9 protein-coding genes are annotated in these 10284 nt (G+C 57.7%); 1 reads left to right on the top strand and 8 read right to left on the bottom strand.

Annotated features, from left to right (window positions below; all coding sequences use genetic code 11):
- The 6 genes from GSQ82_RS16290 to GSQ82_RS16265 form a co-directional block, all read right to left on the bottom strand.
- The coding region (locus GSQ82_RS16290; protein ID WP_158793245.1) for a GntR family transcriptional regulator at nucleotides 1–184 on the bottom strand (184 nt) is incomplete at its 3' end.
- 462 nt (nucleotides 185–646) lie between these two features.
- Nucleotides 647–1762, bottom strand: coding sequence for a beta-propeller fold lactonase family protein (locus GSQ82_RS16285; protein ID WP_158793244.1), 1116 nt, complete (start codon nucleotides 1760–1762; stop codon nucleotides 647–649).
- Nucleotides 1763–1987: 225 nt separating this feature from the next.
- The gene (locus GSQ82_RS16280; RefSeq protein ID WP_158793243.1) at nucleotides 1988–2488 is read right to left on the bottom strand and encodes a DUF4188 domain-containing protein; all 501 of its coding nucleotides are present in this window, start codon (nucleotides 2486–2488) and stop codon (nucleotides 1988–1990) included.
- A gap of 165 nt (nucleotides 2489–2653) precedes the next feature.
- Nucleotides 2654–3058, bottom strand: coding sequence for a DUF6326 family protein (locus GSQ82_RS16275; RefSeq protein ID WP_158793242.1), 405 nt, complete (start codon nucleotides 3056–3058; stop codon nucleotides 2654–2656).
- A 90-nt stretch (nucleotides 3059–3148) separates the two neighbouring features.
- Nucleotides 3149–4402 carry a YdcF family protein gene (locus GSQ82_RS16270; protein ID WP_158793241.1) on the bottom strand — a complete coding sequence of 418 codons (1254 nt, stop codon included), beginning with the start codon at nucleotides 4400–4402 and terminating at the stop codon, nucleotides 3149–3151.
- A gap of 93 nt (nucleotides 4403–4495) precedes the next feature.
- Nucleotides 4496–7363 (bottom strand): TonB-dependent receptor, encoded by a 2868-nt coding sequence (locus GSQ82_RS16265; protein WP_158793240.1) that lies wholly within the window; start codon nucleotides 7361–7363, stop codon nucleotides 4496–4498.
- A gap of 378 nt (nucleotides 7364–7741) precedes the next feature.
- On the opposite strand from GSQ82_RS16265, the gene GSQ82_RS16260 reads away from it, so the two are divergent.
- On the top strand, nucleotides 7742–9025 hold the full coding sequence (locus GSQ82_RS16260; protein WP_254061685.1) for a hypothetical protein: 1284 nt from the start codon (nucleotides 7742–7744) through the stop codon (nucleotides 9023–9025).
- 76 nt (nucleotides 9026–9101) lie between these two features.
- Here the strand turns inward: GSQ82_RS16260 and GSQ82_RS16255 are convergent, their stop codons facing one another.
- Both GSQ82_RS16255 and GSQ82_RS16250 read right to left on the bottom strand, forming a co-directional pair.
- Nucleotides 9102–9518, bottom strand: a complete 417-nt coding sequence (locus tag GSQ82_RS16255; protein ID WP_158793238.1) for a hypothetical protein — start codon at nucleotides 9516–9518, stop codon at nucleotides 9102–9104.
- Nucleotides 9519–9660: 142 nt separating this feature from the next.
- Nucleotides 9661–10080, bottom strand: a complete 420-nt coding sequence (locus tag GSQ82_RS16250) for a hypothetical protein (RefSeq protein WP_158793237.1) — start codon at nucleotides 10078–10080, stop codon at nucleotides 9661–9663.
- Nucleotides 10081–10284: the final 204 nt, after the last annotated feature.

Here is a 10284-nt window from a genome sequence, read left to right as displayed (position 1 = left end):
GGCGTTCGTAGCACTCGGTTACGGTGATGCGGGAGACGCCTGCCGATATGGCGAGGGTGCGAGAGGCGGGAAGACGCGTGCCTGTTGCGAAGCGGCCCTCTACAATTCCGGCTCTCAGGCTGTCGTATAGCTGGCGGTAGAGCGGCAGCGTGGACTTCGGATTGAGAGCCAGGGGAATGTCCATGGCAACATCGTAGTCTCGGGATCTTCAGGGATTGCAATTTTGTGAGACTTGGAGGGTACCCCTCCCCCCCCCACATATGTCTTGTAAATTATTCTTTTGCAACTGCTTATCTTGTCTATACACCTCCAAAATATTCCATTGAAAGGGTTTATAGCTAAATATTTCCATCAAAAGGAGTTAGCAAATCAGGATTAGTCGAATGGGGAGACTATGGCTGATTTTTCTATCTATTTAAAGTCTAGCAAATGGGAGATAACTCATACGTCACGGCGATCTGGCTTGTTTTGATGGAGTTGCAGGCTATTGGGGGTTGACAGGTTTTTGGGGTTGGTTGGCGGCGACGGCTGGCGAAGAGAGTGGTTTCTACATGGATCTTCGTGGCGCCTTGTGTGTCTTTAGGTGGTGATTCGCCGCCAACTTGTGGCTTACGTCGGGTGCTGTAGTCTGGTTCCTTACATGAGGTTAGAGGGCGGCGATGCCGTTGAAGCCCACCGACTTCGGCAGGTTACCGGCCTGGCCGAGGCTGGTGAGGGAGCCGTCCTGGTTGATGGCGAAGACACCGATGTTTCCGGACTGCGAGTTGATGGTGTAGAGGAACTTTCCGTTGGCGGTGATGGCGATGTCGACGTTGTGGCTGCCGGTGGGATTGTTGCCGACGACGGTACCGCCGATGGGGGTGAGTGATCCGTTCTTTTCGATGTTGAAGCCGGAGATGTTATCGCTGCCAGAGTTGGAGACGTAGACCTTGGTTCCGTCAGGAGTGATGGCGTTCCAGCAGTTGCCGGCGGCGAAGGTAGGGAGGCTGTGGGTGATGGGAGTGAGGGTGCCGTTGGCTTTGACCTGATAGGAGGAGATGGCAGAGCCGTTGCTAGCGGTAGCAGGCCCGGTCTCAGAGACGATGGCGAATCCGAGGGGAGCGAAGTTTACGGTGAAGGTGCCGGGGGCGGGGTTGGCGTTGACGATGATGGGAGAGAGGGTGCCGTCGGACTCGATGTGGAAGGCGTCGATGTTGTTGGCGACACGCTCGGTGACGAGGAGGAACTTACCATCGGGGCTGAAGGAGAGTGAGGCTCCGCCGGTGGTGGTGCCGGTGAGGAACTGGGTGGAGTCTTTGATCTGTTTGAGCTGGCCGCCGAAGTCGAGATGGAAGCCTACGACGCTGCCTGCTCCGCCGCTGTTGAGGACGTAGACGAGACCTGCGTTTTCAGCGATAGCAGAGGGTTGGGCGCCGCCTGAAGGTGTCTTGTTGAGGAAGGTGAGGTTGGATTTGTGGACGCTGAAGACGGAGACGTTACCGCTGCCGGCGTTGACGGCGAAGAGGAGAGAGTGGTCCTGGCTGAGGGTGAGGGAGCCTTGCGATTCCAGCGGGTCGGTGGTGCCTCCGCTGCCGCGTCCGTCGGTGTCGTAGGCCGTCTGTTCGGTGAGGGTACCGTTGGCGGCGCGATCAAAGGCGATGACCTGGTTTTTGTCCGCGGCGTTGGTCATGACGAAGACAGCGCCGGTGGACTGTGCGAGTAGGGGTGAGGCCAGACCAGCTCCGACGGCGAGCATGGCGAGAGTGCGATTAACCTTCAACATGTGAAGCTCCTTGGTTGAACCTTGCGCAGACCGAGAGAGGCCGTTCGCGTGATTTAAGCAATCACACGTGAGGCACATCACAAGATTTACGCAACTGTTGGAGTAGTAGAGATTAGAAAGGGTTACAACGCGTCTGGACTTTGCGGCGCAGGTTGATTGCGCGAGGAAGGGGCTTCCGGTGCGATGACTTCGCGCGCGCTTCTGCTTGTCTGCTTGAGAGAGGAGCTAGCTGGGGTCCGCGGCTGGCGGGGCATCAGGTTTCATGCGAGACGTTGCGTCGCGGAGATGTCCGGTGGCGGGTTCGTGGGTGCCGGCGAGGGCTAGTCCCCAGCGAGGCATGTTGGCGTAGACGGTCTCGTACTTGCCGTTGGCGACCTGATAGCTCTCGTGCCAGATGCCTACGGTTCCGTCGCTGCCGACGCTCTGGTTGAAGGCCTTCCATGCGGGGAGATGGACGGAGTCGCGGGACTGGGCGTAGTGGACGAGGTGGTCGAAGCTGCGCCAGTACTGGGTGACCATGACTCCGCGCCAGTAGACGGAGGAGTAGGCGGAGAGGAGGCCGAGCTGAGGGTTGGCGTAGAGCTCGCTGAGCATGGGGCCCATGGCTTTGGCGACGGGGAGCCACTTGTTGACGGCGAGAAGACGGTTGATGCGCAGGCCGATGAGGAAGACGACGAAGGGGCCTTCGATCTGGGTGGTGTAGCGGCCTGGGTAGAGGGTGGGCATTGGGTGAGAGTGGCGCTGGAGTCTGCGTGTTCTCTGTGACGGCCGCGGGGATGGTTGGGTTGGCTGAGGTGTAGTGCGTGTAGTGAATGTTGTTGTGAGGCGACGATGTTGCCTCTTCCCTGTTTTAGTAAGCGGCTTCGGAGATGTTGATGTGGGACGCAAACGCTACGGAGCTGATCGTTTCGGCCAGGTCCAGGCATGCCAAACAATCGCGAGCGTTAGAGCAATCTCTATCAAGCCGAAGAACACATAGAAGTGCCAGCTTCCCTGTATGGCCAAAACCATGATCACCGAGTACAGGGCTCCAAAGACGATATTCAGCCACCGACTTGATGTCGCAGGCAGAAGCAGTGAAAGAAAGACCATGAGACTTGGTATCGCCATGACTGCGGCCATGCCAAGCAGCGTAGTCTGGGTTGCCGCGCCTAATGCAGTCCTGTCGGATAGCATTCCCTGCAATTTTCCAGGCTGATAAAGTTCGAAATAATCTCCGTAGATGTAACAGAACATAACGGAGCACCACAATCCTGAGAGCTTGAACTTTACGTGAACTTTGATGTCGTCAAGCAAGGGTCTCTCCTTGTGTGAAGCACATTTCACAAGAAGTCTACTTCAGCTTGCTTATCTTACGGTCTCTGGTTGTAGTAATCCTTTGTAACTCTATGGGTCGAGTGGGTCCAATGGGTTTTGCTGCAGGGAGTCGATTGCCGGTAAGAAGACGAGGCTGGTGTCTGAGGGGCGGGTGACGATCTGGTATGGAAGATAGCCTAGTTCTTTTCGGCAACGCTCCGCTAATATCTGGCTCTGGATGTATGTGGTTTGCGCGGGATCGCTGACGACGAGCGCCGGCTTGCTCATCGGCATGTTGTATCGGTAGATCTCGCGCGCGGCGTTGCGCATGTTCGTCGTGGTGTGGCGTGCGTGAGGATCTACGAGGATCGCCTCTTCCGGCACGTGGTAGTCGTTCAAGAGCGCCTTCTTCATCTCGATAGCTTCTGCGAAATGGGTCTGAGACGGATGTACGTATCCACCGGAGACGAGGATGAAGGGAGCCTTGCCGTCGTGATACGCCTGCGCCGCTAATGCAGTTCGCTTGCGGCCGATCTCGGCGAGGGCGACGTTTGGATCTTCCGGTCCTTCGCCAGGGACGACGATGACGGAGAACGGAAAGTTGTCCCAATGAGTCGATGGGATGGAAGTGAGAGCGGTTTTGTTGACGGTCTCCTCCATCGCTTCAAAGCGAGCGGCTTCGTCGCGATGGTTCAGAGCGAGCAGTTGAAGGGCAGTTTTGAGAGAGGGCTCGAAGAAGAGTTGTGGCTTTGCCTCTGAGGTCTGCGCTACGAGTGTGGCGATGCGCTGCTGGAAGTCGGATGAATGCACATCGAAAGAGATGGAGTCGATCTTCGGGTAGCGCGGGCGAGTTCCCTCTCCGTAGACTTCGAGCACTTCGTTGATTCCGTGAGCGCAGAGCGTCCAGGCGTTCGCGAGCAGGTCTTGATCGCCCTGCTGTTGGTAGAGCACATAGGTGCCGCTGGACTGTAACTCGCTATCAATAATTTTTCTGATGTGTGCGTTGGTTTGATAGATCCGAGTGAGTGCGGAGGAGACGGTCTTGATCTCTTCATCGGTCCAGATGAGAGGTTGAAGCACGCAGTCCAGAGACTGCTGGCATGTCTGCGTTGCCGACTTGAGATGTTGCTGCCGTGTCGTGTTGATCTGGCTGAGGATTTTGTCGGAGGCTAGTGCTTTGCGAACCACGGAGTTCGTCTGGAAGAGCGATAGAAGATAGAAGTTCTTGTCCTGGATGGCGGCGTGCAGCGGAAGTGGCTTCTTTACTGGAGAGACTTCCGCAAAACTGTGAGGAGCGAGGGCCGTGACAGCGAGAAAAAAAGCCAATAAGCGACGCAGGTACATGGGGTGCTGGTGCCTCCTTCGAGTGGGTCAGAACGGATGCGATGATCTGAAGTGCGGAGGCCGACGCGATGATGCACCGGCCTCCGCGATGCGCTAGAACTTCACGCTTGCACCTATCTGTACGTTGCGTGAGGTTCCGGCGGCTGTCTCTCGAAAGAGGTCGCTGGAGTTTGCGGTGCTGATGACGGCGCCGGTGCAGCCTGTGGTGGTGTTGCAGTTCAGGTTGTTGGTGTTCAGCAGGTTTTCAGCTCCGATGAATGCGGCTAGATGAACGCGATCTCCGATGTCGAAGTAGCGTTTGACCTGGGCGCTGACCTGAGAGAATCCCCGGCCGTAGACGCTGTTGCGGGCTTCGAAGAGAGGCCGATCGTTGAGGACTCCATCGTTGTTGAGATCGGTGCCGGCGGTGACGTTGATGGGGAAGCCGGAGTTCAGATAGGTGATCGTTGAGAGTTCGAAGCCGTTGAGCCAGTGCAGAGACGATGCGCTCAACTTCGGCTGATACAGTCCCTGGAGGACGAGGTTGTGGCGGATGTCGCTGTCGGCGTTGCCGTAGTCGCGACGGAGGTTGGTGGGATCGCTGATGCTTCCGCCTTCTCCGATGTTGTCGTCGAGAGCGTGGGAGTACATGTAGTTGACGGTGAACTCGAGACCGTTCGAGATCCTCTTCTGCAGGGTGAGGAATCCACCGTTGAAGCTGGAGGTCGATCCGGAGTGGATGAGGTTGATGGCGCCGAAGTTCGGGTTCGGACGATTGGCGGTGCCGGCGAAGATGGGACGTCCGTCTGCCAGTGTCTGGCCGGTCTCGGTAAGGTTGGTGTCCGCGTAGTAGAGACCGTGGCGCAGACCAGCGAACTGGTAGCCGATGGTGAGGAGGAAGTTTGCGCCAAGCTCTCGCTCGATCTGCACGTTGGCCTGCTGCTGATAGGTGTTGTGGAAGTTCTGGTCGAAGGCGGTGATGCTGGGAGGAACCTGGAAGGCGCCGCCGCTGAACTGCGGTACGTTGGGGAAGGTCGGCGATCCAGGTGTGGTGCCGGTGACGAGATAGTTGAGCAAGCGATGTCCGTTGACCTGCGCGGCGTTGTAGAAGGTTCCCAGGCCGGGTACGTCGTAGTACATACCGTAGGCTGCGTGAACTGTCGTCTTATGGCTGCCGAAGGGAGACCAGGTGAGGCCGAGACGAGGCGCGATGTCGCTGTAGTCGTTGGGTACGCTGCGCGAGAGTGGATAGGGGGCGAGCGCGTCGAAGGTTGGGAAGAGGATGACCTCGTAGCGAGCGCCGACGTTGATGTTCAGATCGGGGGTGATGCGAATCTCATCCTGCGCGAAGGCGTTCATGAAGTTGAAGGCGATGCGGATCTCGGGATTGCCGCTGTAGGCAGTGAGGTTTGTGTACGTGTAAGGCAGTCCGGTTCCTGAGTCCACGTCGCCAGCGACGGTATCGAGGTACTGGTTGAGAGCGCTGACGGCAGGGCGTCCGTTCGCCGCGACGGGGAGTCCGCTGAAGGTAAAGGTAGGTGCGGTCGCGGAGAGATTTGCAAAGAGCTCGTGATCGTACTCTGCGCCGAACTTCATGGTCTGGCGTCCGTGCGTCCAGGTGAGGTTGTCGAGCACGCTGGTGCTGCGTTCGGTTGTCGTGGTGGTAGTGAGCGGGCTGAAGCCGATGTCGGCGACGCTGCTGATATTGATCAGAACGCTTCCCGCGGGCGAGCTGTTGACGACCGGGAAGTCTCCGGTATCGCGCTGAATGGTGCCGAAGCGCAGCTCGTTGAGGAGCTTGCTGGAGATGACGGTGGCTAGCTGGACGCCGCCGCCGTTTTGGTGGTCGGTGTAGCGGGAGCCGCGGTCTACGATGCTGAGGCCACTGTCGTTATTGGGCTGATGGTTGGTGAAGCGCGCATAGCGGACGTAACCGCTGTTTTTGGAGTTCAGGGTGTAGTCCACCTTGCCGACCAGAGTGCGATAGGTCTCGCCAAAGGGGGCGGTGCCGATTTCGTTGGTTGGTAGTCCAAGCGCAGCGGCGTTGGCAGGAGTGATGGTGATGGCGTTGGGGAGGGTGTAGGGATTGTTCTCGAACTGTCCGAAGAAGAAGAGTCTGTCTTTGACGATGGGTCCGCCGAGGGTGAAGGCCTCATCGCTCCAGCTTCGGTTGGGCTGTGCGACGGCGAGGGTGGGGATCGCCTGGAGATCGGTTGGACGCCACTGCCCTAATGCCGAGCCATGAAACTGATTGGTGCCGGACTTCAGGATCACGTTGACCTGACCTCCGGCGGCTCTGCCGAACTCGGCCGAGTATCCGTTGGCTAGAGTCTGCGTTTGGGCGATCGCCTCCGGGGTGACGATGATGAGGCGAATCTGCCTGTTGCCGCCGTGCTGGGTGTCGTCGAGGCCGTCGAGGTTCCACTGCGAGCGCTCTGTTCCGCCAAAGGTGAACTGAGTTGTGGAGAAGGTGCTGGTCGGCATGCCGATGACGCCGGGAGAGAGCAGGAGGAAGTTGTATGCCTGACGCGAGAGGATCGGCAGGTTCTCGATCTCCTTGCGGTCGAGTACTGCTCCTACGGTTGAAGTGCCGGTGTCGAGTATGTCGGAGCTGGCTTCGACCTCGACTGTCTGCGAGGCGCTCCCGACTACCAGAGGAACGTCCACCCGGGCTTCCTGGCCGACGCTGAGGACGATGCCTTGCAGCGTGTTTGTCTGGAATCCATCGGCGACCGTGACCAAGCGATAGACTCCTACCGGCACGAGCGGAAAGCGATAGTAGCCCTTCTCGTCGGTCGTCACCTCTTGCGAGATGCCGGTGCTGACGTTGGTGAGTGTATTGTGGGCACCCGAGATTGCGCTCTTCGAGGGATCCATGACGTAGCCATTGACTGCAGCGTCTACGGCATTGGCCTGTGCAAACGAAGCAACGGGGAGGGCTGCGAACAAGATGAGAAGCTGGATGCAAAGATTGCGGATCACGTCGGCGTCTCCTAAAACATGGTTGATGAGAAATCTCAGATGGATCGAATCGGTCTATCTGGTAGCTGTCGGCTCCGCGTCTGACGAGGAATGAACTCTGCTTGCTGTGTCTTCCGTCAGCTCGCATAGGAATAGCACCGCGACTTCGCAGCCACCAAAGCAAATCACTGCAACAGCGCGACAAATCACTGCAACGCATGCGATACAGGACGTAACAGCTTGAATATGCGAACGTTGCGTTGGGTTCGGATGTATCCGATACAGTGAATAGGCTGTTTCAACCATGTTTACGCGAGGTTTACATGATCCTGCTTAACTAGAAGCCTGCATGGTTGAAGCATGATCTTCGTCGATAAAGAGGCGACTCACTCAGGGGCCTTGGCGACCGATTCTCGTCGCGAGCTGGTCGGTCGTGTTGTCGCGTCCTCTCCCTTTTCGAAGACCGAACGGCTTTCGAGCCTGCTTCTTTATATCTGCGATGTTGCCCTGGATGGCAGAGCGGATGAACTGAGTGAACAGAATATTGGCGAGGCTGTGTTCGGCAAGTCGCGAGACTATGATTCCGCGAACGATGGGATCGTGCGGGCACAGGTGAGTCGTCTGCGGCAGAGACTCGATCTCTATTTTGATGGCGAGGGAGTCGAGGAGCCGATCAGGATCGTGATTCCCAGGGGAGGGTACGTCCCTTTCTTCGAACCGCGACTTACAAAAGAGACCGTGGTTGCTGCTTCGACACCAGCGCCGATTGCAGATCCGGTTGTCTCGCCCGAAGAGCCGCGCCAGGTTGAAAGAAAACGTTCAGGAAACGTTGTGGTGGCATGGAGCCTGGTGGCCATCCTTGCGATTGCGGTTTTGGCACTATTGCTGAAGGATACGGGTGTTCTCAACAGGATCAAGTCGAGCCGCACGGCTGGTCATCCTTTCTGGAGCCAGATGTTCGCAGCAGGACAGCGAACCACGATCGTTCTGGCCGACAGCAATCTGGTGGTCTGGCAGGGATTGATGAAGCGAGATGTTGGCCTGTCGGAGTATCTGAGCGGTGACTACAGGACCACGATTCCAGCGACAGCAACACCTCTTGAAAAAGAAGCTCTGCAGGTGGCTCGCGGACGGTATACGTCGATGATCGACGTCGAGATGATGCAGTACTTCTCACGACTTTCGCAGTTGAAGGGAAGCAAGCTCGACGTGCGCTATACGCGCGACCTAAGGCCTAATGATTTGAAACAGGGCAACATCATTCTTAGCGGAGCGCCGGAGGCGAATCCGTGGGTCCAGCTGTTCGAGCATGATATGAACTTTGTCTTCTCTTATGATCGTGTGCACGAGACGACGACAGTGATTAACCGCATGCCCGAGGGAAGTGAGCCGCGACAGTGGGAGTCCATGCGAGCCGACAAGCAGCACCACGTCTACGGAGTTGTTGCTTATCTGCCTAATTTGAGCGGAAACGGAGACGTTCTTATCCTTGAGGGCACGACGATTGCAGGCACCGAGTGCGCCCTGGATTTTGTATCGGACGACTCCCAGCTATTGCCCTTCTTGAAGCAGATACAGCGCACCGATGGGAGCGTTCCGCACTTCGAAGTGGTTCTTGGAACCGACAATATGAGTGGGAGCGCGGTGAAGAACAACATTCTCGCGTGGCGGATGAAGAAGTAGAGGATTGCTGCGTGCAGTTACGCACTCGATGAGAGTATCGGCGCTCTTGCCGAGGAGTTCTTCTCCGGCGTTAGTTCTATGGGTTGGGTGAGGGTGGCGGCGTCTCATCGTGATTGCCGTGGTGGAATATTTTGCCGATGCCTCGACCTGTGCCCTTGGCGATTTTTCCGGTGCCTTTGGCAGCTCCGACGCCAACGTCTTTTCCGGCGACGCCTGCGCCTTTGCCGACGTTCCCGGCGGCGTCTACAGGGTGGAGGGTGACGAGATCGCCGGCGCCTTTGCCGACGCCCTTGCCTGCAGCTCCGGCTCCTTTGGCGGTGTCTTTGCCGATGTCGCCGGCTCCGCTGCCGACGTCACCACCGGGACTGCGGGGTTGGGGCTGTGGCAGGGTCTGAGTCTGGGCGGGTGGGGTCTGGATGTTCTGCGCGGAGATGCTCTGGCCACAGATGGCGAAGGCTAAGGTGAGGAGCGCGAGATGTGGGGTGTGGCGCACGGGTTGACCCTCCTTTCGATTAGATGCGTCGGAGGAGGGGTTGGGAGCGTGGTGCTTGTGGGTAGGTTTGGGCTTCGCTCGGATGCCCATTCATGCGGTGAGGGTGAATGAATGGCATCTGAATTTGAGCCTGAGCTCTGGCCTATGGAGCTTGAGTGACGCTGGCCTTGACGATGGAGGCTTTGTGTTGCTTCTGGTCGTCGTCGAGGATGGTCATCTTGTTGCCTTGAACCATAAACTTTACGTCTTCGCCGAGCGTAATGTTTGCGGGTTTAGACCAGGGGAAGTTGAGTTTTTCGCGGACGATGTAGGTCTTGGTGTGGGTCTGGATGGTGAAGACCTGGTAGGTGTCGGTGTCGTCGGTGGAGTGGGCGGTGGTGTTCTGGGAGTAGTTGCCGTTTCTGGCTTTGGCGTCGGTGTTGTAGGTGGTGGTGCTGCCGGTGGGGACTTCCTGCTTCTCGGTGTCCATGAGCTTGCCATGATGCCAGTCGGAGGCGAGGGCGAGAGTAGCGGAAAGAAGAAGTGCGGGCAGGAGTGCGTGGGCGAGGCGGATGCGTTTCATGGTGCCCTCGGGGTTGGGATGAATTTTTGCAGAGGCCCGGTGCTGCACGTGTGAACCATCCTAACCGAGATGGAAGGAGTTATAACGCTGGAATTATGCGAAGGTTCGCGCGTAGCTGCCAAGGCGCACGCGCGCGATGAGGCTGCATGAATGGGACACACGTGTGTGAATTTATTTACGTGTGGGCTGGCCGTCTCGGGTGTC

Source organism: Granulicella sp. L60, assembly GCF_009765825.1.
Lineage (GTDB): Bacteria > Acidobacteriota > Terriglobia > Terriglobales > Acidobacteriaceae > Edaphobacter.
This window is presented reverse-complemented; position numbering and strand designations above follow the sequence as displayed.

Excerpts from the sequence above, each read along its gene's own strand:
- GSQ82_RS16285 (WP_158793244.1), bottom strand. The coding sequence starts at position 1,762 with ATGTTGAAGGTTAATCGCACTCTCGCCATGCTCGCCGTCGGAGCTGGT.
- GSQ82_RS16270 (WP_158793241.1), bottom strand. The coding sequence starts at position 4,402 with ATGTACCTGCGTCGCTTATTGGCTTTTTTTCTCGCTGTCACGGCCCTC.
- GSQ82_RS16280 (WP_158793243.1), bottom strand. The coding sequence starts at position 2,488 with ATGCCCACCCTCTACCCAGGCCGCTACACCACCCAGATCGAAGGCCCC.
- GSQ82_RS16250 (WP_158793237.1), bottom strand. The coding sequence starts at position 10,080 with ATGAAACGCATCCGCCTCGCCCACGCACTCCTGCCCGCACTTCTTCTT.